This window comes from Streptomyces pratensis, from assembly GCF_016804005.1.
Taxonomy (GTDB): Bacteria; Actinomycetota; Actinomycetes; order Streptomycetales; family Streptomycetaceae; genus Streptomyces; species Streptomyces pratensis_A.
Genome location: NZ_CP051486.1, coordinates 4,507,120 through 4,530,655, shown reverse-complemented (window position 1 = coordinate 4,530,655; position 23,536 = coordinate 4,507,120). Strand labels below are relative to the sequence as shown.

The window sequence follows — 23,536 nt, the reverse complement described above, 5'->3', positions numbered from 1 at the left end:
CCGGACCCGACGGCGGGCCCCGGACCCGCCACCTCGTCCCCCTCACCTCTCCGCTCCCGTCAGGGGCCGGAGGGCAGCCCCGTCATGCCCGGAACCGCCGAGGAGAGCGGAGGGCACGGGCACCGATCCACGAGCCGCTACGACCGATCAGGAGAAGAACTTATGCCCCACCAGTATCGACGCCGTGGGACCCGCGTGCGTGCGGTCGCGGGCACGGCAGTGATGGCCTTCCTCGCCTCCGGGTGTGCCGGAGCGGGCGGCACCGCGTTCGGGGGAGGTGACGCACTGAACGTACTCATGGTGAACAACCCGCAGATGGTCGAGCTCCAGAAGCTCACCGCGGAGCACTTCACCGAGGAGACCGGCATCAAGGTCCACTTCACCGTGCTCCCGGAGAACGACGTCCGCGACAAGATCAGCCAGGACTTCTCCAACCAGGCCGGCCAGTACGACGTCGGCACCATCAGCAACTTCGAGGTGCCCTTCTTCGCGAAGAACGACTGGCTGCACCCGCTCGACTCGTATGCCGCGGAGGACACCGCCTTCGACCAGGACGACATCCTCGAACCCCTGAGGGAGTCGCTCACCGCCGGGGGGAAGCTGTACGCCCAGCCCTTCTACGGCGAGTCGTCCTTCCTGATGTACCGCAAGGACGTCTTCGAGGCGAAGGGGCTCACGATGCCCCCGCACCCCACCTGGAAGGAGGTGGCCGGCCTCGCGGCGGAGGCGGACGGCGCCGAGCCCGGCATGAAGGGCATCTGCCTGCGCGGACTGCCCGGCTGGGGCGAACTCATCGCCCCGCTCACCACCGTCGTCAACACCATGGGCGGAACGTGGTTCACGAAGGACTGGGAACCCCGCCTCATCTCACCCGAGTTCAAGAAGGCCACCCGCTTCTACGTCGACCTCGTGCGCGAACACGGGGAGCGCGGCGCCTCCCAGGCCGGGTACGCCGAGTGCCTCAACAACATGACCCAGGGCAAGACCGCCATGTGGTACGACGCCACAGCGGGCGCCGGATCCCTGGAGGCGGCAGGATCCCCGGTGAAGGGGAAGATCGGCTACGTACCCGCGCCGGTGGAGAAGACCAAGAGCTCGGGCTGGCTCTACACCTGGGCCTGGGGCATCCAGAAGGCCTCCAAGAAGTCCGACGACGCCTGGAAGTTCGTCTCCTGGGCCTCCAGCAAGGAGTACGAGTCGCTCGTCGGTGAGACCAGCGGCTGGTCCAACGCCCCGGCCGGGAAACGGGCCTCCACCTACGAGAACCCCGAATACCTCAAGGCGGCAGGCGCCTTCGCGGACGTCACCGAGCAGGCCATCTCCGGGGCCGACCCGAAGAATCCGGGCACCCAGCCACGCCCCGTGCCCGGTATCCAGTTCGTCGGCATCCCCGAGTTCACCGACCTCGGCACAAGGGTCGCGCAGGAGATCAGCGCGGCCATAGCCGGCCGCCAGTCCGTCGACAAGGCGCTGGCCACCTCCCAGAAGCTGGCCGAGCAGGTCGCCAAGGAGTACCGATGACCACAGCAGTCGGCACCACACCCCAGTCACCACCCCGGCCACCCACCCCCACACCGGCCAGGAGGACCGGCCCGCGGGCCTGGGCCACCAGGGCCCCGCTCCTGCCCGCGCTCGTCTTCCTGATCGTCGTCACCCAGCTGCCGTTCGTGGCGACCCTGGTGATCTCCCTCTTCGACTGGAACTCCCTCAACCCCGACAAGCGCGCCTTCAACGGCCTCGACAACTACGCCGCCGTGTTCACGGACGCCGCCCTCCGCGACTCGGTCCTCACCACGATCCTGCTGACAGCGGGCGTCGTCATCGCCACCGTGGTCATCGGACTGGCCCTCGCCCTGCTCCTCGACCGGACGTTCTTCGGCCGTGGCATCGTCCGAACCCTGCTCATCACGCCGTTCCTCATCGTGCCCGTCTCCGCCGCGCTGCTGTGGAAGCACGCGCTCTACAACCCGGAGTACGGCCTCCTCAACGGCGCGCTGAGCTGGGTCGGTGAGCTCTTCGGTGACACGACCCCGAGCCAGCCGGACTGGATCGCGGACATGCCGCTCCTCGCCGTCATCGCCGCGCTGGTCTGGCAGTGGACGCCGTTCATGATGCTGATCCTGCTCGCGGGACTCCAGAGCCGGCCTGCCGAAGTCGTCGAGGCCGCGCGTCTGGACGGGGCGAGCGCCTGGCAGACCTTCCGCTACCTGACCCTGCCGCACCTGCGCCGGTACCTCGAACTCGGGGTACTGCTCGGCGCCGTCTACATCGTGCAGAACTTCGACGCGGTGTTCACGATCACCGCGGGCGGACTCGGCACCGCCAACCTCCCGTACACGATCTACCAGACCTTCTACCAGGCCCACGAATACGGACTGGCGTCCGCCGCGGGAGTCGTGGTGGTGATCGGCACGATCATCATCGCCACCTTCGCGCTCCGGACCGTCTCGTCCCTCTTCAGTGAGGAGGCGAACCGCGCATGACCGCCACCACCGTTACCGCGCCCGCCCCGTCCGCGCGCAGGGTCCTGCGCAGGGCCAAACGGCGCAACACCGCGCTGGGCCTGCTGGCCTGGGCGGCAGGACTCGTCTTCTGCCTGCCCGCGCTGTGGATGCTGCTGACCTCGCTGCACGCGGAGTCGGACGCCGCGACCAACCCGCCTTCCCTCTTCGCCCCGCTCACCCTCGACGGCTACCGGGCGTTCTTCGGCGCCGACACCGGCGTCACCCCGTGGCCGCCCCTGCTCAACTCCCTCGGTGCGTCCTTCTTTTCCACGGTCCTGGTGCTCCTCCTGGCGCTCCCGGCGGCGTACGCCCTCTCCATCCGGCGCGTACGCAAGTGGACGGACGTGATGTTCTTCTTCCTCTCCACGAAGATGCTTCCCGTCGTCGCGGGGCTGCTCCCGGTCTACCTGTTCGCCAAGAACGCCGGGATGCTGGACAACATCTGGCTCCTCGTCCTGCTCTACACCTCGATGAACCTGCCGATCGCCGTCTGGATGATGCAGTCCTTCCTGGCGGACGTCCCGGTGTCCGTGATCGAGGCCGCCCAGGTCGACGGCGCGAGGCTGCCGACCGTCCTGGCCCGGGTCGTCGCTCCGATGGCCGCCCCCGGCATCGCGGCGACCGCGCTGATCTGCTTCATCTTCAGCTGGAACGAACTGCTCTTCGCACGGGTGCTCACCGGCGTCGTCGCCCAGACCGCCCCCGTCTTCCTCACGGGATTCGTCACCAGCCAGGGCCTCTTCCTCGCCCAGCTGTGTGCCGCGTCCGTCGTCGTGTCCCTGCCGGTGCTCGCCGCCGGCTACGCCGCCCAGGACAAACTCGTCCAGGGCCTGTCTCTCGGAGCAGTGAAATAATGCGGGCAGCGATCGTCGAAGCACCCGGCAAGATCTCCGTCACCACCGTCCCCGACCCCACGCCCGGCCCCCGCGAGGTAGTCGTCTCCGTGGCCTCGTGCGGACTGTGCGGCACCGACCTGCACATCCTCCAGGGCGAGTTCGCACCCAGTCTGCCGCTCGTCCCGGGCCACGAGTTCGCCGGGGAGATCGTCGGCGTCGGACGTGACGTCACGGAACTGGCCGTCGGCGACCGGGTCGCCGTCGACCCCTCCCTGCACTGCCACGAGTGCCGCTACTGCCGCAGCGGACGCGGCAACCTCTGCGAACGCTGGGCCGCCATCGGCGTCACCGTCCCCGGCGGCGCCGCCGAGTACGCAGTGGCACCCGTCGCCAACTGCGTCAGGCTGCCCGAACACATCGACGTGAAGGACGCCGCCCTGATCGAGCCGCTCTCCTGCGCGGTCCGGGGATACGACGTACTGAAGAGCACGCTCGGCGCCGAGGTACTGATCTACGGTTCCGGAACCATGGGCCTGATGATGCTGGAGCTGGCCAAGCGCACCGGCGCGGCGGGCGTGGACGTCCTGGACGTCAACCCGGAGCGCCTCGCCACGGCCGGCCTCCTCGGCTGCTCCCGGTCGGCTGCCGGGGCCGACGAGCTGGACCGACCCGGTGGCTGGGACGTCGTCATCGACGCCACGGGCAACGCGGCGGCCATCCAGGACGGCCTGGGACGCGTCGCCAAGGGAGGGACGTTCCTCCAGTTCGGCGTGGCCGACTACGCGACGACTGCGGTCATCGAGCCGTACCGCATCTACAACCAGGAGATCACCATCACCGGCTCCATGGCCGTCCTGCACAGCTACGAACGCGCCGCCGCTCTCTTCGCCACCGGGGTCCTGGACCCCGCCGTCTTCATCAGCGACCGGTTGCCGCTCGAGCAGTACCCGCAGGCCATCGACAGCTTCAAGGCGGGCATCGGCCGCAAGATCGTGGTCGAGCCGTGACCGGCGGGCCGGGTGCCGTCCTCGTGCTCGGGGAGGCCCTCATCGACCTCGTACCCGTGGCCGGGGACGGCGGCGTGAGGGCCGCCCAGTTCGGCGGTGCCCCGGCGAACGTCGCCGTCGGGCTGGCCAGGCTGGGCACCCCGACGGCGTTCGCCGGGGGCCTCGGCGGCGACGGCTTCGCCCGCACGATCGAGGGCCGGCTGCGGGCGGCCGGGGTCGACCTCACCCTCTGCGCACGCTCCGCCCTGCCCACCGCGCTGGCCGTCGCCGAACCGGACACCCGGGGTACGGGCTACCACTTCCATCTCCAGGACACTGCGACGTTCAGGCTGCCGGACCTCTCCGCCCGGGCCGCCGACTTCGGGGCCGTGTACGTAGGCGGCCTCGCGGCCGTCGTGGATCCGGCGGCACCGGCCGTGTGGGCGACGGCTCTCGCGGCCGCCGAGCACTCCCTCCTCGTGGTGGACCCCAATGTCCGCCAGGACCGCACCCTGGGCGCGAACCAGGGTGCGGTGGCGCTGCGCGAGCTGTGCGGCCTCGCGCATGTGGTGAAGGCCAGTGACGAGGACCTGGAGCGGCTGTGGCCGGGGACCGAGCCGGAGGAGACCTGCCGGAAGCTGGCGGCCGGGGGACGGCTGGTGGTCCTCACCCGGGGTGCGAGGGGCAGTACGGCGTACACGGCGACCATGCCACCCCTGTCCGTGGCCGCCACACCGGTCAGGGTCGTCAACACGATCGGCGCGGGCGATGCGTTCGCCGCGGGCCTGCTGAGCCGGATGGGCGCTCTCGGCACGTTCACCGCGACACCGGAACCCGAGGAGGTGCGGGACATGCTGGCCTACGCGTCCGAGGCGGCGGCTTCGGTGTGCGCGCAGACGGGAACGGAGCCCTCCGTGGCCTGAGGCGCCGGCCGGGTACTGCCGGCCCGCGACGCCCGGAGCTTCCCTGAGCCCTCGGCTCCGTCTGAGCAGGGGAGGTCCCGCCGCCTTGTCGCATCGATCGGGTGGGCCCGGTACGAGGCCGGCGCTCCGCCTGGCGACCGAGCGGGCCGGACGCCGAGTGCGCCGGCGTCGAGCGCGACGCGTGCCGCACGTACTCCTTGACTTCACAGCACCCCCGGGCGCCGGCACCGGTCCCATGGACACCGGTGCCGGCGCCCGAGGTTTCGGCCCCGCCCTGGTCACAGGCTGCTGCTACGTGCTGCTGGACACCGCCCCCGGTACCCCCGCTCGCGGGGACCGCGGACCGCATCGTCGCGCAGGCCGGCCGGAAGACGACCGGGCCGACGGCATCGTTCCGCCCGAGGCCGGCCGCCGTGCCCCGTCCGGCGGATCCCCGGCGGCCGCAGCCGGGTGAGGTGTCCGTCATGCGGAACGCGCGCCGCGCGGACTGCGCCCACGGCGCGCAGGTGAGGCATCCTCTGCTGGTCGGGCAGAACGGGCCCGTGGCGATGAGAGGATCATCCGCCGCGGCCTGTGACGGAGAAGGATTCGGAACCAGATGGCAGACAACTCGGACCTGTTGGCCTTTGTGCGGGCACGCCTCGCCGAGGAGGAGGAGATCGCACGGGAAGCAGGCGGCGACGGCTGGAGGACCCCGGCCGAGGCGCCCGGTGAGGTGCACGACCGGACGAGCGGTATCGCGTTCGTCGTACGGTCGCGTGGCTACGACCGGCACATCGCCTTTCAGGACCCGGCGCGCACCCTCCGCCGGATCGAGACCACCAGGGTCCTCCTGGACGAGTACGAGGAGATCGCGGCCCTGGACACCGACCGCCCGGCCCAGGACTTCGCCTCGGGCCGCGCCGTCGGGCTGGGGTTCGTCGTCCGGCAGATGGCCGCCGAGCACGCCGGGCATCCGGGTTACCGGGTCAAGTGGCTGCCGCGCTTCTCCCACTGGGGCCCGCCCTCCCCTCCTCCGGGATGAGCGGGCCCGTCCGGGCAACGCGGTGGCACCAGGCGGCGCCCCGGGGGCGGGCGGGCATGCGCGGGCTTCGTCTCGCGGGGCGGGCGGTCCCCGGGAATGCTCTCGCGGGGCGAGCGGTCGCCGGGAATGCTTAGGTGGAAGCACTGTCCGCACGCGAGCCGGTGCTGCGCACGCCGTCGCGGTCGACCCCGAGGAGACACGTATGACGGGCTCAGCCGGTTCTCTGGAGGGACGCGTCGCCGTCGTGACCGGCGCCGCACGGGGTCTCGGCGCGGCCGTGGCGAGGGAGCTGGGCAGCCGTGGTGTCACGGTCGCTCTGATCGGCCGGGAGGAGGCGGGCCTGGCCCGGGTGCGGGACTCGCTCCCCGGCCGGGCCCGGTGCTGGGAAGTCGACGTCACCGACGACGCGGGCATGGCGGAGGCGGCCGACGACGTCCGGGAGCAGCTCGGGCCCGTATCCGTCGTGGTCGCCAACGCGGGCCTCGCCGAGGGCGGTCCCTTCGCCGAATCCGACCCGGCGATCTGGCGGCGCGTGATCGAGGTGAACCTGATCGGCAGCGCCGTCACCGCACGTGCCTTCCTGCCCCAGCTGCGCGCCACACGGGGTTACTACCTCCAGATCGCCTCACTGGCCTCCATCGGTGCGGCTCCCATGATGAGCGCCTACTGCGCGTCGAAGGCCGGCGTGGAGTCGTTCGCGCACTCGCTGCGCGCCGAGCTCGCCCACGAGCACGTCGGCGTCGGCATCGGCTACCTGAACTGGACCGACACCGACATGATCCGCGACGTCGACCAGCAGCCCGTCCTGCGCGAGCTACGGGCACACATGCCGAGGCCCGCGCGCAAGGTCTACCCGGTGGACACCGTCGCGCGCCACATGGTGCGGGCGGTCGAACGGCGCCGCGCCGCCGTCTACGCCCCCGCGTGGCTCCGCGCCACGCAGCTGGTCCGTGGGGCGATGCCTCCGGTCGTCACCGCGTTCTCGAAGCGCGAGCTGCCCAGGCTGGAGCGGAGGGCTCCGTTCGAGGCGACGGGTCTGCTGGGGGCCGGAGGCCGGGCCGACGCCGTGGGGCGGCGAGGGCCGGGCGGCTGAATCGCGCTCCGGCCGGAGCGGACGTGTGCAGGACTGAGTACGCGACGCCGTGCTTCTGAGTACGCGACCCGATCCGGGCACCGGCCCGTGCCGGTCAAATGGGGAGCATGGTCCCCGACGCGCCGACGCGCCCCCGCATCCAGAACCTGACCTGCGCCGGAACGGCGCTGGCCGTGACCCTGCTCCCGCTGGCGGTCGGCGTCCTGCTGGCCAGGACGATGGCGCTGGATCCGATGACGCCTGTCAACGCGCTGGTCACCAGTGGCGGCCAGCGTGTCCGTCTCGCCCCTGCGCGATGGATGCTGAAGGCTCGAACGCACGAACTCCTTTCCAGGCGGTAATGAAGCTTTTGTCCAGGTAAGCGCTGTCGCTTTTGTTACACGGATCCTCGCGGTCCGTGCGGGGGCGCCAGGGGGAGCGGGGGTGGGGTGAATGGGGCGCCATGACCAGGTGAATGGCCCCTCCGAAGGGTCGGTGCGACGATCAACGGTTGACAGGTCTACGACCGCCGGAATCGGTGCCGAATGCAGTCGTGTGTGACAGAAATGTCCGTACTTCGTCACATGAACCAGGGCTTCTTTCGGCCACCTCGGAAGCGGGACAAAGTTTGCGTTCCCGGCACGACGCCGGGGTCGGAAAACGCCCGGCACTCCATGCCGGGCCCGCATGATGAGGGGTTTCCATGTCCCGTTCCGCACGACGGATCACCGCCACCGTTCTCGCCTCGGGGGCCCTGCTCGCCGCAGCGGCCCTGCCGGCATCGGCCGATGGCCGGGACCACGGTCACAACCGGCCGGCGCAGCGCTCGGCGGTCGTCCTGGGCGAGATCCAGTACGACAGCCCCGGCCGCGACAACGGCTCCAACCGCAGCCTGAACGCCGAGTGGGTCACCGTCACCAACACCAGCCGTCACTCCGTCAACCTCCGCGGCTGGACGCTCAGCGACGAGAGCCGTCGCACGTACACGTTCGACCTGCGGCTGGCCGGCCGCTCCTCCGTCCGGGTCCACACCGGCGTCGGCCGGGACACCCGGCACGACGTGTACCAGGACCGTCGCCACTACGTGTGGGACAGCCGTGACACCGCCACGCTCCGCGACAACCGCGGGCGCAAGATCGACTCCGAGTCCTGGGGCCGGCACCGCGACGGCGGGAACCGCGACGGTGGCCACCGCAACGACGGGCACCGCGACGGCGGTCACCGCAACGACGGGCACCGCGACGGCGGTCACCGCGGTAACCGCTGAGCGGTACCGCTAGGGGGGAGTGGCGTTCTCCCTGACTGAGGCGGCGTACCACGGCCGGCACCCGTGGTACGCCGTCCTCGTGCGGCCCCGCAGCCGCTGTGGGGCGGGGTCTGTGCACCGGAAGGCGGCGGGTGATGTCAGGATGGACTCATGACCATCAAGGCGTATTTCGACATCACCATCGACGACCAGCCCGCTGGGCGGATCGTGTTCAACCTTTTCGACGACGTGACACCCAAGACCGCTGAGAACTTCCGTGCGCTGGCCACGGGTGAGAAGGGCTTCGGCTACGCGGGCTCGCCGTTCCACCGGGTCATCCCGGACTTCATGCTCCAGGGCGGCGACTTCACCCGGGGCAACGGTACCGGCGGCAAGAGCATCTACGGCGAGAAGTTCGCCGACGAGAACTTCACCCTGAAGCACAACAAGCCGGGGCTGCTCTCGATGGCCAACGCCGGACCGAACACCAACGGTTCGCAGTTCTTCGTCACCACGGTCGTCACCCCCTGGCTGGACGGCAAGCACGTCGTGTTCGGCGAGGTCGCCGACGAGCCCAGCATGGAGCTCGTCCGCAAGATCGAGTCGTACGGCTCCTCGACCGGCAAGACGAAGGCGAAGATCGCCGTCTCCGAGTCCGGCGTCCTCTAGGCACGCAACGGGGCTCCCGGCCGGTTTTCCACCGGCCGGGAGCCCCGAGCCGTTCCACGACCCGCCAGGGCGGCGACCGTCACGCGAGCGAGGCCGGCGGGCCGTGCTTCCGTGCGCCGGTGGGCGCGGTGGAGCCGTCGGCGGCCGAGCCGGGCACGAATCGCCGCATCACCCGCTCCGGGGCGTGCCGCACGCGGTGGGGTGCGGCGTCCGGGTGGCCGGAAGGCGTCCCCGCCCTGGCAGTGCGAGGGTGGCCCTGTACACCGTGGGCACGGGACGAAAGGACCGCGAGGTGCGCATCGATCTTGCCGGCAGGACCGCGGTCGTGACCGGCTCCTCCCAGGGCATCGGGCTCGCCGTCGCCACCGGGCTGGCCGCTGCCGGAGCGCGCGTCGTGCTGACCGGACGGAGCCAGGACCGGCTCGACGGGGCCGCGGGTGTCCTGCGCGGCGCGGAGCCGGACGCCGACGTCCTCACCGTCGCATGCGACCTCGCCACGGAGGCGGGGGCCGCGGAGCTCCAGCAGGCCGTGCCCGCCACCGACATCCTCGTCAACAGTCTCGGCATCTTCGGTTCCCGGCCGCCGCTGGACATCACCGACGAGGAGTGGCGCACCTACTTCGACACCAATGTCCTCAGCGCGGTGCGCCTTGTCCGCCGCTACCTGCCCGGCATGACCGAGCGCGGGTGGGGCCGTGTCCAGAACATCGCGAGCGACTCCGCGATCGTCATCCCCGCCGAGATGATCCACTACGGGATGTCGAAGACCGCGCTGCTCGCCGTCTCCCGTGGCTTCGCCAAGGAGGCCGCGGGCACCGGGGTGACGGTGAACTCGGTGATCGCCGGGCCCACGCACACCGGGGGTGTCGAGGATTTCGTCCATGAGCTCGTGGGCGTGGACCTTCCGTGGGACGAGGCCCAGCGTGAGTTCATGCGCCTGCACCGCCCGCAGTCCCTGCTCCAGCGCCTGATCGAACCCGAGGAGATCGCCAGTCTGGTCGTCTACCTCAGCTCCCCGCAGGCGTCGGCCACCACAGGCGCGGCCGTGCGGGTGGACGGCGGGTACATCGACTCGATCGTGCCCTGACCTTCCGGGCTGGCATGATCGGGGCATGGAAGAGCGCATCATCGCCGCGTGTGACGGGGCATCCAAGGGAAATCCGGGACCTGCGGCCTGGGCGTGGGTCGTGGCCGACGACCGGGGGAACCCCCAGCGGTGGGAAGCGGGCCCCCTGGGCACCGCCACCAACAACGTCGCAGAGCTCACCGCCCTCCTGGAACTGCTGAAGTCGACCGATCCGGCCGTGCCCGTCGAGGTCCGCATGGACTCGCAGTACGCGATGAACGCGGTGACCAAGTGGCTGCCGGGGTGGAAGCGCAACGGCTGGAAGACGTCGGCGGGCAAGCCGGTCGCCAACCGGGAACTGGTGGTCGGCATCGACGAACTGCTGAGCAGTCGCACGGTGACCTTCCGCTACGTGCCGGCGCACCAGGTGGACGGTGACCCGCTCAACGCTCTGGCCGACCAGGCGGCAAGTGAGGTGGCGGTCTCGCAGCAGTCGGCGGGGACTGCGTACGGCACCGCGGACATGCCGGTGCCGGCACCCGCCCGGTCGACGAAGAGCCGGGCGGCCGGCGGTGGCGCGGCCAACGGCGGGTCGGCGGGTGGCTCCACGGGCCGGGCGCGCCCGGGCGGCACGATCCGGGCGAAATTCGCGGGCCGGTGCCACTGCGGGAAGCCGTACGCGGCGAAGGACATGATCGCCAAGAATCCGAACGGCTGGGGTCACCCGGAGTGCCGGGCGGTCCCCGCCTGACCGCTCCGGGACGTCAGATGTCCGCCCAGACGAGCCGGCCGGACACGCTGGTGCGCGTGCCCCATCGCGTGGCCAGCGCGTCCACGAGCATCAGGCCACGTCCGTCCTCGGCCACCGACGCGAGGCTGAAGCCCTCGTCGGTGGTGTCCGGCCCGCCCAGGGAGACCGGTCCTGGGCCCTCCGCGGCAGGAGGGCCGACCGGCGCGCCGTAGGACTGCGGCTTCCGTGGGCCGGGGAGCTCGGGCACGTGCCGCCGGCCGCGGTTCCAGACGCAGATCCGCACCCGGCCGGGGGTCCGCAGCAGGCGGCACCGGATCCGCCGGCCCTCGGTGTGCTCCACCGCGTTGGTGACCAGTTCGGTCACCACCAGGGCGGCCGCCTCGACGCGCTCGTCAGGTTCTCCCCAGCTCCGCATGGCTTCCTGCACGCGGTGCCTCGCCACGGGGACGCCCCGGGGGAGGCGGGGAACCCACCAGCTCTGTGCGCTGCGTCGGCCCGAGCTCTCCGGGGTCAGACGTGCGCACGTAACTATTTCCGACATGTACGTACTCTCCGTGCAAAATGCATACTTTGCAAGAGGCAGAATGTCAGGATGGTTCTGACTGCGAGCTGGACGCTCCGAAATCCGCAGCGCATCGGAGACGCGAGGAAGGTACGTGGATGAGGCCCCGGTCCGGCCCCACCGTCCAGCACCGAGTCCTTGCGGCGCGCCTGCGGATGCTGCGGGAACGTACAGGCGTCAGCCTCCAGGACGCCGCCGTGGCACTGGGTGCCCACCCCGCCACCGTTCGGCGCATCGAGCGCGCCGAGACCGGCCTCGACGCCCATCAGGTCCGCGTCCTCCTGGAGCGCTACGCGGTGACCCAGGCGGAGGCCGAGCCGATCATGGCGGGCCTGGCGGCGGCAAACCTACCGGGCTGGTGGCATCGGTGGCGGGACGCGATGGAGCCGTGGCAGCAGGAGGTCATCGGCATCGAGTCCTCCGCCGCACTCGTCCGGACCTGGCACCCCGCGCTGGTTCCCGAGCTGCTGCGCACACCGGCCTACGAGGCGGCTCTGTGCCGGGCCCTCACGGCCGGTGCCGCGCCGTGGCGCGACCGGCACCTCGAACTGCTGGCGGAGCGGCAGCGCCGGCTGGAGGAGCGCGGCGCCGCCCTCTGGGCGCTGTTCCCGGCCGCTGCCCTCCACACGAGTGTCGGCGGACCCGAGGTCATGGCCGAACAGAGGAAGGTGCTGGAAGAGGCCGCGCACCGGCAGCACCTCACGGTGCAGGTCGTCCCCCTCGACTTCCCGCCGCACCCCATGATCGGCGTCCCACCGCTGCACCTGCTGCGCGTCCCGGTTCCGGAGATCGGTGACAGGGCTGTTCTGGAGACTCCCGGGGCCCGGGTCGACGTCATCGACGAACCGGCCGTCGTCATGGACTACCGCATCCGGCTGGACGGCGCGTGCGCGGCCGCCCCGCACCCGGGTTCGCCCCTCCCGAGGGGCGTCGGCGGCGGAAACCCCTGAAGTATGGGCCCGTTGTGGTTTCGAACCGCCGATGACGGTCACGCGCACAGTGCGGTACCCGGAAACGAAGCGGAATTCAGCGGACCTCAAAGGCCATTCACTGCGAGAAGGAGTGAGAGTCATGGACAACTGGCGTATGCACGCGGCGTGCCGCGAAGAGGACCCGGACCTGTTCTTCCCCATCGGCAGCAGCGGCCCCGCGCTCGTACAGGCCGAGGAGGCCAAGGCCGTCTGCGGCACATGTCCCGTGCGGGAGCAGTGCCTGGACTGGGCCCTGGAGAACGGACAGGACGCGGGTGTGTGGGGAGGCATGGACGAGAACGAACGCCGTGCTCTGAAGCGTCGGCGCGCCCGGCAGCAGGCCAGGAGCCACGGATGACACGTGCGTGCTCCGGCCGCCCGGCCGGGAGATGATGAGCCATGGACACCTCGGTCTGGCTCCTCGTCGGCGCGCTCGTTCTCCTGCTCATGGCGGTTGCCGCCGCCGTCCTGCTGCTACGCGTCATCCGGGCCAGAAGGCTTCTCGTGGACGCGGGCATCCCCCTTCACAACAAGGCGCTCGTGTGGGCGGCGGTGATCTACACCGTGTCGCCGGTCGACCTTCTGCCGGACCCCGTCTACCTCGACGACATCGGCTTCCTCCTGCTCGCCCTGCGCTCGCTGCACGCCGCGGCGCACGCGGCCGGCGTGGGGCGGGGGAGGCCGGCCGCAACACGAACGGAATCCGGCGGCAACCTTTCGGCTTCCGGGAGCAACTGAGGGGGCGTAAGCCATCCCCTGCCAGAAGGTGCCTCTCGTGGAACCTCTGCTTCCCCGCCCCGATTCCCGCCCCCGCCGCAGACGCCGCATCACCCGTGTACGCGCGCTGACCGGCGCTCTGGCGGCCGGGCTGCTCGCCGCCGGCGGGCTCGTAGCCTTCGGCCCCGCCTCGCAGGCTGCCACCGCGCGGCAGGCCGAGGCGCTCGACCGCGGCGTCGTGAGTGTGCACACCGACAGCGGTAACCTCGTCAGCTGGCGCTGGCTGGGTACCGATCCCGACAATGTCGCGTTCAACGTCTACCGGGCCGGTACCAAGGTCAACGCCTCGCCGGTCACCGCGTCCACGAACTACTTCCATTCCGGCGCGCCCGCCACCGCCGACTACACGGTGCGCGCGGTCGTCGGCGGCGTGGAACAGGGCGACTCCGTGCACGCGGTCCAGTTCCGCGCCGGATACAAGGACGTGCCGATAAGTCCGCCCGCCGGCGGGACGACACCCGACGGGGTCGCCTACACCTACGAGGCCAACGACGCGTCCGTCGGCGATCTGGACGGTGACGGCGCTCTCGACTTCGTACTGAAATGGCAGCCCACCAACGCCAAGGACAACTCCCAGTCCGGCTACACGGGCAACACGATCATCGACGGAGTCCGCCTCGACGGCACCCGTCTCTGGCGGATCGACCTCGGGCGCAACATACGTTCCGGCGCGCACTACACCCAGTTCCAGGTGTACGACTACGACGGTGACGGCCAGGCCGAGGTGGCGATGAAGACCGCCGACGGCAGCGTCGACGGTGCCGGCAAGGTGATCGGCAGCTCTTCGGCCGACTACCGCAACTCCTCCGGATACATCCTGTCCGGACCCGAGTTCCTGACCATGTTCAACGGCAGGACCGGCGCGGCGATGGGCTCCGTCGACTACGTGCCCGCACGCGGCACGGTGTCCTCGTGGGGCGACTCCTACGGCAACCGGGTCGACCGCTTCCTCGCAGGCACGGCCTATCTGGACGGCGCCAGGCCGTCCCTGATCATGGCGCGCGGCTACTACACGCGCAGCGTCATCGCCGCCTGGGACTGGCGGGGCGGTGCCTTCACCCGGCGCTGGACCTTCGACACCAACAGCTCCACCAACTCCGGCAAGGGCTACGACGGCCAGGGCAACCACCAGCTCTCCGTCGCCGACGCAGACGGAGACGGCAAGGACGAGATCATCTACGGCGCCATGGCCGTGGACGACAACGGCAGCGGACTGTGGACCACGAAGAACGGCCACGGCGACGCCATGCACGTAGGGGATCTGGATCCCTCCAGAGCGGGCCTCGAGGAGTTCAAGGTCGACGAGGACAGCTCGAAGCCGTCCTCGTGGATGGCGGACGCCAGGAACGGGCAGATCCTGTGGTCCACGCCTGCGAGCGGGGACAACGGACGCGGAGTGTCCGGTGACATCTGGTCGGGCAGCGCCGGTGCCGAGTCCTGGTCCTCGGCCGTCTCCGGTGTACGCGGCCCCAAGGGCGACGTGGTCGCCAGTCGCAAGCCCTCCAGCTCGAACTTCCTGTCCTGGTGGGACGGCGACACGACCCGTGAACTCCTCGACGGCACCCGCATCGACAAGTACGGGACCTCCGCGGACACCCGACTGCTGACCGGGGCCTCGGTCCACTCCAACAACGGCACCAAGGCCACGCCCGCGATCTCCGGTGACCTTATCGGCGACTGGCGCGAGGAGGTCGTCTGGCCGACCACCAACAACACGGCGCTGCGCATCTACTCCACGCCGATCGAGACCGGCACGAAGATCACCACACTGCTCCACGACACCATGTACCGGACCGCGCTGGCCTGGCAGAACACCGCCTACAACCAGCCGCCGCATCCCAGCTTCGCCATCGGCAGCGGGATGGCGACCGCGCCCAGGCCGAGCATCACCACGCCGTAGCGCACCGGCGGGCCGTGCCCCCACACCTGGGCGCACGGCCCGCCGGCCCGCGATCGGGGAGCGACCGCAAGGCCCGGTCCGCGCGCGGCGGTACCCGGATGCCGGCGGCATCCCGACCCGGGGCCTGATGGACGGGGCCCGGACGGCGCCCCGTGCAGGCCGGCTGGCCGCCGCTCCGGAAGCGAGGCGGCCGACGGGGACCGCGACCGCCTATTCGCCCGTCACGGGATTGCGTCCCGTGAGGCAGTAGGTGCCGCCCGCCGGGTCCCGCATCACCGTCCACTCGTCACCGTCGCGTACGAATTCGGCGCCTGCCCGTTCGTGCAGGGCGCGGCCGGCTGCGAGGTCCGAGCAGGCCATGTCCGGATGCGCCGAGGCGGGGCGCGGCTCGTCCAGGCGTTGGACGAGCAGACGGACCGGCAGGTCCCGGGGCGGCCGGAGCACGTGGAACTCGGGGTGGACGCCGGGCCGGGAGTCCCAGCCGGTCAGCGCGGCCCAGAAGTCCACCTCCCGCTCGAACGCCGCCGGTGAGACGTCGAGACAGATCTGGTCCAGGCGGCTCGCCGTACCGTCCGGACCGGTGAGCACCGGCGGCCGCGTCCTCTGGCCCCGCCACGGCACGACACAGAAGGGCTGCCCGCCGGGGGAGCGCAGGACGGTCAGTTCCGGGTGCCGGTCCTCACCCCGGGCGCCCAGCCGGCGGGCGCGCTCGGTGAACGAGGGCAGGTCGTCCACCGCCAGATCGGGATGCGCTCCGCCCGGACCGCCCACCGCCTGGGTCACCAGGCAGGCGTCGGCCCCGTCCGGGAGCAGGGTCGTGAATTCGTTCCGGTCGCCCCACGGCGTGGAGGTGCGGGTCCCGGTGACCGCGCTCCAGAAGGAGGTGGCCGGGCCGGCCGCGGGACGGTCGATGAAGGCGTACGTCCAGCGGATCACGATGCTCCTCCGCGGCGGTTCCGGTGCTTCTCCCCTCAGTATCCACCGAGTCAGGGGACCGGCTCCGGCCGCCCGTTCACGACTCGTTCACCGGCCGGATCCGTCCGTGCCATTCCCTCGCACGCTGCGGGGACCTACGCTCGGCCGCGAATCGATCAATGCTGCCCGCGCTGCGTCCGGGCGGTGCTGACAACGTTGTCCCCCGCTGCCGGAGGTATCCGAGAACATGCCCTCCAGACCGTCCGCGGCGCGGCGTTCCGCCGCACGTGCCGCCGCGATCGTCCTCACCGGCGCGCTGGCCGGCGCCTTCCTGCCGCCGGCCGCCCAGGCCGACGCGCTCGTCTCGCGTCCCACCGCCTATGTGGATCCGATGATCGGCACGTCGAACGGCGGCAACACCTACCCCGGCGCGGTCCGCCCGTACGGCATGATCGCCTGGTCGCCGACCAGTACCACGGGTGACCAGACGAGCACCGGGGCCGCCAACGGTTACGAGTACGGGGTGACCCGGATGCGCGGCCTGAGCCTCACCCATGTCAACGGAGCCGGGTGCAACCCCGGCGCCGCGGGTGACGTGCCGATCATGCCGTTCGTCGGAGACGTCACCTCCTCGCCGTCCGCCGACACCAAGGACGCGGTCTACGCGTCGGGTTTCTCGCACGAGAACGAGCGCGCCGTGCCCGGCCGTTACACCGTCGGGCTGGACTCCGGCGCCACCGCGGACCTGGCGGTGAGCGACCGCGCGGGTGTGGCCGACTTCAGCTTCCCGGCGGACAAGCCGGCCAGTCTGCTCTTCCGGGTGTCCAACTCCCTCAACGGCAGCGAGGACGCCGAGATCGAGATCGACACCGCGCAACGCAAGGTGACCGGTTCCGTGCTCACCGGGGCGTTCTGCGGCCGGCGGGCCAACGGCGGCACCAACAACCGCAAGAGTTACTACCGGCTCTACTTCAGCGCCTCCTTCGACCGTGACTTCGCCACCACAGGTACCTGGCGGGACAGCGATCTCATGCCCGGTGCGACCGTCGCCGGCGGCGGCGAGGGATACGCCACCGGGGCCGACCGTGCCGGGAGGGGGTCCGGCGGCTGGGTCGGCTTCGACACCTCGGCGGACGACGACGTCCGCATGCGGATCGGCATCTCCTACGTGAGTCAGGCCGGCGCCGAGGCCAACCTCCGCAAGGAGATCGCGCCGAGGGCGAGCGTCGACGACGTGGCCCGGGCGGGCTCCGCCGCCTGGGACAGGGAGCTCTCCTCCGCGCGTGTCGGTGGCGGCAGTGAGGCGCAGCGCACCTCGTTCTACACCGCGTTGTACCACTCTCTGATGCAGCCGAATCTGATCAGCGACACCGACGGCCGCTACCCGGGCATGGACGGGAAGCCGCACCGCGTGACGCCCGGTCAGAAGGCCCAGTACAGCAACTTCTCCGGCTGGGACCAGTACCGTGCCCAGATACAGCTCCTCGCCCTCCTCAAACCGAGGATCGCGGGCGACTTCGCCCAGTCGCTGTACAACTTCGCCAGGCAGAACGGCGGTGTCTGGGACCGTTGGGTGCACGTCAACGGCGCCACGCACGTGATGACGGGCGACCCCACGGCCGCCACCCTCGCCACCTTCTACGCGATGGGCGTACGCAACTTCGACTACCAGGGCGCCTACGAATCCCTGGCCCGCCAGGCCACGGTGCCCCACCCGGACGGTCTCTCCGACGCCGGTTGCCCCGGCCAGTGCACCGGACAGCGGCCCAACCTCGCCCAGTACCTGGAATCCCACTACGCGGCCCATGACGTCTGCCACTGCTGGGGCGGCGCCGCCGAGACCCTCGAGGACGCGGTCGCCGACGCGGCGCTCGGCCGCTGGGCGCGGCTGCTGGGACGCGACGAGGAGGCCGACGCCTTCGACGAGCGCGGCCTCTGGTGGCGCAACGTCTTCAACCCCGATGCGGGTGACGGCGCCGGGACCACCGGCTACATCCAGGCACGCAACCTCGACGGCTCCTGGGTGACCCCCTTCAGCCCCGGCAGCGACAAGGGTTTCGCGCAGGGAACGAGCGCCACCTACACCTGGATGGTCCCGCAGGACGTGCAGGGCCTGGCCGACGCCATGGGCGGCCGGGAGACGGCGGCGAAGAGGCTGGACGCCTTCTTCCACAAGGCGGACGGCTCCTGGTCGGTCAAGGGCGGCGACGCGCTGCGCTACGACCCGACCAACGAGCCGGGCATTCACGCTCCCTGGCTCTACAACGCGCTGGGTCAGCCCTGGAAGACCCAGGAGACCGTACGGGAGATCGTGGACACGGTCTACGGGACCGGCCCTCGCGGCCTGCCCGGCAACGACGACCTCGGCACGATGTCGGCCTGGTACGTCTTCTCGGCCCTCGGTCTCTATCCGCAGACGCCCGGCAGCGCCACCATGCTGCTCGGGGCGCCGCTCTTCCCGTCCGCGGTGCTGGACCGGCCGCAGGGCGGGGACATCCGCATCAGCGCCCCGCAGGCCGACGCGACACATCCGTACATCGACGCGGTGCGGGTCGACGGGCGGGCGAGTGACAGGTCCTGGACGGACGCCCGGCTCGTCACTCGTGGAGGGTCGCTGACCTACCGGCTCGCCGACCGGCCGAACACCTCCTGGGCCACGGGACCTGCGGGTCTTCCGCGATAGCACACCAACTGGCCTTGGCCCGGAGCCCGGCGGACGGCGCTGTGCCGTCCGCCGGGCTCGGCGTGCCCAGGGCGGGGGGCGGCAAGGGTCTCAATTTTCTATCGTTGAAAATTCTGCGTGCACGACCGTTGTCAGGTGTTTGAGGCTGTGGCTCAATGTTCGACTATGTGCAGTGCTTCGCGGTTCGGAGCACTCCGGCTTCTTCGACGAGGACGACGCCTTGATACGACAACTAGCCCGCCCCCGCACGCTTTTCAGAACACTCGCCTGTACGGCGGCACTGCTGCTGCCGGTCGGGGCCACCCTGGTCCCGGCCGCTGCCGCAGCACCCGCAGAGGGCACCGCCGCCGCCTCGGGGCTCACGGCGGAGAACCCCTCGACCGAGGTGCACGGCCTCAAGGGCGAGTACTTCGCCATGTCCGCCCCGGGCGCCCGCGACTTCGCGAAGCTCGGCGCCGTGGCGCTCGACCCGGACATCAACTTCCCCGGGCTGACCGGTGCCTTCGAGTCCGCCACCGGGAAGACCGAGCACACCACCGCTCGCTGGACCGGACAGATCGAGGCCCCGGAGGACGGCGACTACACCTTCTCCGCCATCGGTGACAACGGATTCCGGCTCTTCATCGACGACAAGCCGGTCATCGACCACTGGGAGCCGGACTGGGACAAGGAGCAGACCAGTGCGCCGGTCTCCCTGAAGGCCGGCGAACCCCACACGTTCCGGCTGGAGATGTTCCAGGACATCGGCGGGGCGAACATGTTCCTGCGCTGGTCGAGCGCGAAGCTCGCCAAGCAGATCGTTCCCGAGTCCGCGTTCACCCCGCCCGCCGACTTCGAGGTCTACCCGGTCGGACTGAGCGTCGCCGAGAACGGCCGGAAGCTGCTGGCGGCCTTCGACCACGAGATCAGCGGCATCGAGGACGTGAAGGACCACCTCGACATCGAGGCGGACACCACGCCGATGCCCGTGAAGTCGGTCGCCAAGGTGCCCGGCAACCGCAAGGCGCTCCTCGTCACCCTTGACGCGGCTGTCCAGAAGGGTCAGCAGGTCAAGTTCGTCTACGACGGTGAAGCCGGCCTGAAGAACGGCGACGAGACCGTCCCGGAGATCAGCCGCAGGGCGACGAACCTCTCCACGCACCGGCTGCTCACCCCGTGGGGCGAGAAGGCCGACCCCAAGAACCCGATGCCCGAGTACCCCCGTCCGCAGCAGGTGCGCGACGACTGGAAGAACCTCAACGGGCCGTGGGAGTTCGCCGGCGCCGAGGCCGGCGAGCAGCCCGTGTTCGGCAAGAAGCTCGACGAGCGCATCACCGTGCCGTACCCGGTCGAGTCCCAGCTGTCCGGGCTCGAGCGCCATGAAGACCACATGTTCTACCGCAAGCTCGTCACGGTGCCCAAGAGCTGGTCGGTCGGCAAGAGGGCGGGCGACGACCGCCTGAAGCTCAACTTCGGTGCCGTCGACTACCAGGCGCGGGTCTGGGTCAACGGCAAGCAGGTCGCCGAGCACACCGGCGGCTACACCGCCTTCAGCGCCGACATCACCGACGCTGTCAAGGGCGGTGGCCCCCAGGAGATCGTGGTCGCGGTCACCGACACCACCGGAGCGGACCAGCCCACGGGCAAGCAGTCCGCGAACCCCAGCGGCATCTTCTACACCGCCTCCTCCGGTATCTGGCAGACCGTCTGGATGGAGCCCGTCGCTCCCGCCGCCGTGGACTCGCTGAAGACCACGCCGGACATCGACAAGGGCCGGCTCGCCCTGACGGTCGACTCCGAGAACGCGTCGAAGTCCGCCCGGGTCACCGCCGTCGCGCGTGACAAGAAGGGCAAGGTCGTCGGGACCGTCACCGGTCCGGCCAACAGCGAGCTGAGCCTGCCGGTCTCCAAGCAGCACCTGTGGACGCCGGACGACCCGTACCTGTACGACCTGGAGGTCACCCTCAAGGACGGCCGCTCCAAGGACACCGTCGACAGCTACTTCGGTATGCGTTCCTTCGGCGTCGCCGAGGTCGGCGGCTACCAGAAGCTGGTGCTCAACGGAAAGCCCTTCTTCTCCCTCGCCCAGCTCGACCAGGGCTTCTACCCCGACGGCCTGAACACGGCGCCCAGCGACGACGCCCTGGTCTTCGACCTGAAGGCGCAGAAGGACCTCGGCTTCAACTCCGTCCGCAAGCACATCAAGGTCGAGCCCGCCCGCTGGTACTACCACGCCGACAAGCTGGGTCTCCTGGTGTGGCAGGACTTCGTCTCCGGCAACATCACCGGCGAGAAGGGCCAGAAGGCCTTCCTCGACCAGGGCGCCGAGATGATGGAGCAGCTGCACAACTACCCGTCCATCGGAGCCTGGATCGTCTTCAACGAGGGCTGGGGCGAGTGGGACCGCACCGAGACCGGCAAGATCACCGAGAAGGTCCAGGCCGCCGACCCCTCGCGCGTCGTCAGCGCCCACAGCGGTGTCAACTGCTGCAACTCCAAGGGTGACTCCGGCAAGGGCGACATCATCGACCACCACGACTACAACAACACCGACCCGGCCTTCCCCGACGAGACGCGTGCCGCGATCGACGGTGAGCACGGTGGCTTCACCCTGCGCATACCCGGCCGCATGTGGCCCGGTGCCCCCACCGCGATCTACAGCGGTGTCGCGGACAAGGACGCACTGACCGCCAAGTACGTCGACAACACCCGCACGTACTACCTGGAGGCCGCCGGCGCCGAACTCTCCGGCTCCATCTACACCCAGGTGACCGACCTGGAGAACGAGCTCAACGGTCTCTGGACGTACGACCGCCGGGAGATCAAGGTCGACGCCGCAAAGGTGCGGAAGATCAACCAGGAGGTCATCGCCGCCGGCGCGGCCGCCGGCGAGCGGGACGAGGTCAAGGGCGGCGGCGCCTGGTCCCTCGACGAGAACCAGGGCACCAAGGCTGCCGACAGCGGTCCGAACCAGAAGGACCTCACCCTCTCCGAGGGCACGTCCTGGACGGCCGGAGTGCAGGGCTCGGCGCTGAAGTTCAACGGCGAGGGCCAGTACGCGGAGACCGACGGCCCGGCCGTCGACACCACCGGCGACTACACCGTGTCGGCCTGGGCGTCGCTCGACGCGCTTCCGGGCAACTACGCCACCGTCGTCAGCCAGGACGGCCGGCGTCAGGAGAACCCGTTCTACCTCCAGTACGGCCAGGGCGGGTTCGCCTTCTCCACTCCGGGCGCCCACCGGGCCCGGGTGGAGCTGAAGCCCGAACTCGGCCAGTGGTACCACCTGGTCGGCGTACGCAGCGGCGACCAGATCAAGCTGTACGTCGACGGCGAGCTCGCCTCCACCGCGGCGGCCGGAACCGCCGACGTCAGCACCGGCTCGCTGTCCGTCGGCCGTGCCAAGTGGTCGGGCGGCAACACCGACTTCTGGAACGGTTCCGTGGACCAGGTGAAGGTGTACGACAAGGCGCTCACCGACCAGGAGGTGACCGCGCTCCACGACGGCGAACAGCCGTAAGGAGCACCCGCAGGACCGCTCCCGGCAGTGTGCGCACGCGCCGCACTGCCGGGAGCTCTGCGCTGCCCCGGCCCGGCCGCCGCACCGATCGGTAGGTTGTGCGCATGGACGAACATCTCGCCGTCGCTGAGCCGTACGTCGACGACCGGGGCTGGTCCCGTACGCGCAGGTGGGCCGAGGAGCAGGTGGGCGGGGGCCGTCCTGTGGACGCCGTCGAGCGACTGCGTGGCGGATGGACTTCGGAGATGCGCCGCCTGCGCTTCGGCGGACCGGACACCCCTCGGTGGTTCGTGCTGCGGTCGTTCGTCAAGCCCTTCTTCGTCCGCCACGCGGAAGGGCTCCTCACCCGGGAGGCGGACATCCTGCGGCTCCTCGCGCGGAGCGATGTGCCGGTGGCCGTGCTGGAAGCCGTTGACGCGACCGCGCGGCACTGCGACCATCCGTCGTTGCTCATGACGCTGCTCCCCGGCACGGTGCGCCTGGGCGAGGAGGACGCGGGGCTGCGGACGGAGCTTCTGGCGCGCCAACTGGTCGGCATCCACCGGGTGCGCGTCCCGGCCGGTGCCCGGCCGCGCGTCTACGAAGCCTGGACCTCTCCGGAACGGGTGAGTCTGCCCGGAGCCACGGAGCGGACGCACCTGTGGCAGCGCGCCGTCGACGTCATCCGCCGTGATCCCCCGGACCACCGGCCCTGCTTCCTGCACCGCGACTTCCACCCCGGCAACGTGCTCTTCAGCGGACACGGCGCCGACACACGGATCACCGGAGTCGTCGACTGGGTCGAGACGTCCTGGGGGCCGGCGGACCTCGACGTGGCTCACTGCTCCACGGCCCTGGCTCTCCTGCACGGCCCGGGGGAAGCGATGCGGCTGGCCGAGCGGTACGTAGCCGCCGGAGGTGTCCTGAGCGGTGACCCCTCGGCTCACCTGTACTGGCGGATCCTGGACGCGCTCGCCTTCTCGAATGTCGAGAAGGTCGCGCTGCCCTGGCGCGAGCTGGGACGCACCGACCTGACACCGGCCCTGCTCACGAGCCGGCTGGAGGACTACCTCCACGCACTCTTCCGCCGGTACGGCTGACCCTTCGCGGGACTGCGGGGGAGCGGGTCACCCGGTCCCCGCTTCCCGGATCGGCGAGCCCTTGCGGAGACGT

At 70.6% G+C, this 23,536-nt stretch carries 21 protein-coding genes; 19 read left to right on the top strand and 2 right to left on the bottom strand.

What is annotated here, in order from left to right; genetic code table 11:
• Positions 1 to 162: 162 nt before the first annotated feature.
• From HED23_RS18270 to HED23_RS18215, 12 genes are all read left to right on the top strand, one after another.
• Positions 163 to 1,521 (top strand): ABC transporter substrate-binding protein, encoded by a 1,359-nt coding sequence (locus HED23_RS18270; RefSeq protein WP_203184466.1) that lies wholly within the window; start codon positions 163 to 165, stop codon positions 1,519 to 1,521.
• Entirely contained in the window at positions 1,518 to 2,483 is a 966-nt protein-coding gene (locus HED23_RS18265; RefSeq protein ID WP_203184465.1) for a carbohydrate ABC transporter permease, read from the top strand. Before HED23_RS18270 ends, HED23_RS18265 begins: the two co-directional genes overlap by 4 nt.
• Positions 2,480 to 3,358 (top strand): carbohydrate ABC transporter permease, encoded by an 879-nt coding sequence (locus tag HED23_RS18260; protein ID WP_203184464.1) that lies wholly within the window; start codon positions 2,480 to 2,482, stop codon positions 3,356 to 3,358. The genes HED23_RS18265 and HED23_RS18260 overlap by 4 nt, the downstream gene beginning before the upstream one ends.
• Entirely contained in the window at positions 3,358 to 4,347 is a 990-nt protein-coding gene (locus HED23_RS18255) for a zinc-dependent alcohol dehydrogenase family protein (protein ID WP_203184463.1), read from the top strand. Before HED23_RS18260 ends, HED23_RS18255 begins: the two co-directional genes overlap by 1 nt.
• The gene (locus tag HED23_RS18250) at positions 4,344 to 5,249 is read left to right on the top strand and encodes a PfkB family carbohydrate kinase (RefSeq protein ID WP_203184462.1); all 906 of its coding nucleotides are present in this window, start codon (positions 4,344 to 4,346) and stop codon (positions 5,247 to 5,249) included. The genes HED23_RS18255 and HED23_RS18250 overlap by 4 nt, the downstream gene beginning before the upstream one ends.
• Positions 5,250 to 5,847: 598 nt before the next feature.
• Positions 5,848 to 6,273, top strand: a complete 426-nt coding sequence (locus HED23_RS18245; RefSeq protein WP_203184461.1) for a DUF6221 family protein — start codon at positions 5,848 to 5,850, stop codon at positions 6,271 to 6,273.
• Between the two features lie 202 nt (positions 6,274 to 6,475).
• Positions 6,476 to 7,366 carry an SDR family oxidoreductase gene (locus HED23_RS18240; RefSeq protein WP_203184460.1) on the top strand — a complete coding sequence of 297 codons (891 nt, stop codon included), beginning with the start codon at positions 6,476 to 6,478 and terminating at the stop codon, positions 7,364 to 7,366.
• Between the two features lie 107 nt (positions 7,367 to 7,473).
• Positions 7,474 to 7,707, top strand: coding sequence for a hypothetical protein (locus tag HED23_RS18235; RefSeq protein ID WP_203184459.1), 234 nt, complete (start codon positions 7,474 to 7,476; stop codon positions 7,705 to 7,707).
• A gap of 341 nt (positions 7,708 to 8,048) precedes the next feature.
• Entirely contained in the window at positions 8,049 to 8,612 is a 564-nt protein-coding gene (locus tag HED23_RS18230; RefSeq protein WP_203184458.1) for a lamin tail domain-containing protein, read from the top strand.
• A 150-nt stretch (positions 8,613 to 8,762) separates the two neighbouring features.
• Positions 8,763 to 9,260 carry a peptidylprolyl isomerase gene (locus tag HED23_RS18225; protein WP_203184457.1) on the top strand — a complete coding sequence of 166 codons (498 nt, stop codon included), beginning with the start codon at positions 8,763 to 8,765 and terminating at the stop codon, positions 9,258 to 9,260.
• 292 nt (positions 9,261 to 9,552) lie between these two features.
• The gene (locus tag HED23_RS18220) at positions 9,553 to 10,347 is read left to right on the top strand and encodes an SDR family NAD(P)-dependent oxidoreductase (protein WP_203184456.1); all 795 of its coding nucleotides are present in this window, start codon (positions 9,553 to 9,555) and stop codon (positions 10,345 to 10,347) included.
• 25 nt (positions 10,348 to 10,372) lie between these two features.
• Positions 10,373 to 11,077, top strand: coding sequence for a ribonuclease H family protein (locus HED23_RS18215; protein ID WP_203184455.1), 705 nt, complete (start codon positions 10,373 to 10,375; stop codon positions 11,075 to 11,077).
• A gap of 13 nt (positions 11,078 to 11,090) precedes the next feature.
• Here HED23_RS18215 and HED23_RS18210 read toward each other — a convergent pair whose 3' ends face one another.
• Entirely contained in the window at positions 11,091 to 11,591 is a 501-nt protein-coding gene (locus HED23_RS18210) for an ATP-binding protein (protein ID WP_274383054.1), read from the bottom strand.
• Between the two features lie 146 nt (positions 11,592 to 11,737).
• Here HED23_RS18210 and HED23_RS18205 point away from each other — a divergent pair, with 146 nt between their 5' ends.
• The 4 genes from HED23_RS18205 to HED23_RS18190 all read left to right on the top strand — a co-directional run bounded on the left by HED23_RS18205 (position 11,738) and on the right by HED23_RS18190 (position 15,287).
• Positions 11,738 to 12,589, top strand: a complete 852-nt coding sequence (locus tag HED23_RS18205; RefSeq protein WP_203184453.1) for a helix-turn-helix domain-containing protein — start codon at positions 11,738 to 11,740, stop codon at positions 12,587 to 12,589.
• 121 nt (positions 12,590 to 12,710) lie between these two features.
• Complete coding sequence (locus HED23_RS18200) at positions 12,711 to 12,968, top strand: WhiB family transcriptional regulator (RefSeq protein ID WP_203184452.1); 258 nt, start codon at positions 12,711 to 12,713, stop codon at positions 12,966 to 12,968.
• 41 nt (positions 12,969 to 13,009) lie between these two features.
• Complete coding sequence (locus HED23_RS18195) at positions 13,010 to 13,348, top strand: YkvA family protein (RefSeq protein WP_203184451.1); 339 nt, start codon at positions 13,010 to 13,012, stop codon at positions 13,346 to 13,348.
• 37 nt (positions 13,349 to 13,385) lie between these two features.
• A complete protein-coding gene (locus HED23_RS18190; RefSeq protein WP_203184450.1) occupies positions 13,386 to 15,287 on the top strand; it encodes a rhamnogalacturonan lyase in 1,902 nt (633 codons plus the stop codon).
• Between the two features lie 210 nt (positions 15,288 to 15,497).
• Here HED23_RS18190 and HED23_RS18185 read toward each other — a convergent pair whose 3' ends face one another.
• Entirely contained in the window at positions 15,498 to 16,226 is a 729-nt protein-coding gene (locus tag HED23_RS18185; protein WP_203187541.1) for a VOC family protein, read from the bottom strand.
• 223 nt (positions 16,227 to 16,449) lie between these two features.
• Between HED23_RS18185 and HED23_RS18180 the strand changes: the two genes are divergently transcribed.
• The 3 genes from HED23_RS18180 (at position 16,450) to HED23_RS18170 (ending at position 23,463) form a co-directional block, all read left to right on the top strand.
• Complete coding sequence (locus HED23_RS18180; protein ID WP_203184449.1) at positions 16,450 to 18,885, top strand: GH92 family glycosyl hydrolase; 2,436 nt, start codon at positions 16,450 to 16,452, stop codon at positions 18,883 to 18,885.
• Positions 18,886 to 19,057: 172 nt separating this feature from the next.
• Positions 19,058 to 22,384 carry a LamG-like jellyroll fold domain-containing protein gene (locus HED23_RS18175; RefSeq protein WP_203184448.1) on the top strand — a complete coding sequence of 1,109 codons (3,327 nt, stop codon included), beginning with the start codon at positions 19,058 to 19,060 and terminating at the stop codon, positions 22,382 to 22,384.
• Between the two features lie 104 nt (positions 22,385 to 22,488).
• Positions 22,489 to 23,463, top strand: a complete 975-nt coding sequence (locus HED23_RS18170) for a phosphotransferase family protein (protein WP_203184447.1) — start codon at positions 22,489 to 22,491, stop codon at positions 23,461 to 23,463.
• The last annotated feature ends 73 nt before the right edge of the window (positions 23,464 to 23,536 follow it).

Excerpts from the sequence above, each read along its gene's own strand:
- HED23_RS18270 (WP_203184466.1), top strand. The coding sequence starts at position 163 with ATGCCCCACCAGTATCGACGCCGTGGGACCCGCGTGCGTGCGGTCGCG.
- HED23_RS18265 (WP_203184465.1), top strand. The coding sequence starts at position 1,518 with ATGACCACAGCAGTCGGCACCACACCCCAGTCACCACCCCGGCCACCC.
- HED23_RS18260 (WP_203184464.1), top strand. The coding sequence starts at position 2,480 with ATGACCGCCACCACCGTTACCGCGCCCGCCCCGTCCGCGCGCAGGGTC.
- HED23_RS18255 (WP_203184463.1), top strand. The coding sequence starts at position 3,358 with ATGCGGGCAGCGATCGTCGAAGCACCCGGCAAGATCTCCGTCACCACC.
- HED23_RS18245 (WP_203184461.1), top strand. The coding sequence starts at position 5,848 with ATGGCAGACAACTCGGACCTGTTGGCCTTTGTGCGGGCACGCCTCGCC.
- HED23_RS18240 (WP_203184460.1), top strand. The coding sequence starts at position 6,476 with ATGACGGGCTCAGCCGGTTCTCTGGAGGGACGCGTCGCCGTCGTGACC.
- HED23_RS18235 (WP_203184459.1), top strand. The coding sequence starts at position 7,474 with ATGGTCCCCGACGCGCCGACGCGCCCCCGCATCCAGAACCTGACCTGC.
- HED23_RS18230 (WP_203184458.1), top strand. The coding sequence starts at position 8,049 with ATGTCCCGTTCCGCACGACGGATCACCGCCACCGTTCTCGCCTCGGGG.
- HED23_RS18225 (WP_203184457.1), top strand. The coding sequence starts at position 8,763 with ATGACCATCAAGGCGTATTTCGACATCACCATCGACGACCAGCCCGCT.
- HED23_RS18215 (WP_203184455.1), top strand. The coding sequence starts at position 10,373 with ATGGAAGAGCGCATCATCGCCGCGTGTGACGGGGCATCCAAGGGAAAT.
- HED23_RS18205 (WP_203184453.1), top strand. The coding sequence starts at position 11,738 with ATGAGGCCCCGGTCCGGCCCCACCGTCCAGCACCGAGTCCTTGCGGCG.
- HED23_RS18200 (WP_203184452.1), top strand. The coding sequence starts at position 12,711 with ATGGACAACTGGCGTATGCACGCGGCGTGCCGCGAAGAGGACCCGGAC.
- HED23_RS18195 (WP_203184451.1), top strand. The coding sequence starts at position 13,010 with ATGGACACCTCGGTCTGGCTCCTCGTCGGCGCGCTCGTTCTCCTGCTC.
- HED23_RS18180 (WP_203184449.1), top strand. The coding sequence starts at position 16,450 with ATGCCCTCCAGACCGTCCGCGGCGCGGCGTTCCGCCGCACGTGCCGCC.
- HED23_RS18170 (WP_203184447.1), top strand. The coding sequence starts at position 22,489 with ATGGACGAACATCTCGCCGTCGCTGAGCCGTACGTCGACGACCGGGGC.